Source organism: Cupriavidus sp. 8B (assembly GCF_054589115.1).
On sequence record NZ_BAAILO010000610.1, the window covers coordinates 1 to 306 of the forward strand.

A 306-nucleotide genomic window follows, 5' to 3' on the forward strand; every position below is an offset into this window, starting at 1 on the left:
CCTTCCTCTCCCAGCCCGGCTCCGGGCAGCCCATCCCGACCCCCCTCGCGATTCGCCATGCTGAAAAGACCCTCTGGCTCGGCCGGAGTGTCCTTTGAGCAAGCGACTTCCCCCGCCTGTCTCAGGCATCGACCAACCATTCCGACCGGAGTGCATCCAATGAAAATGAGTAGCTTCACGAAGAACTGGACGCCAGACCAATGGGACGCGCTGGTCTTGCAGTACCTGCCGGAGCAGTTCTTGACCGGAAAGCCTGGTCCATGCCCGATGTGCGGAGGCAATGACCGCTTTACTTACGACAACAAA

The 306-nt window shown here is 59.8% G+C and carries 1 protein-coding gene; it reads left to right on the forward strand.

The features are described from left to right. Positions 1-159 precede the first annotated feature (159 nt). The coding region (locus ACYP5B_RS50380) for a primase-helicase zinc-binding domain-containing protein (RefSeq protein ID WP_459574969.1) at positions 160-306 on the forward strand (147 nt) is incomplete at its 3' end.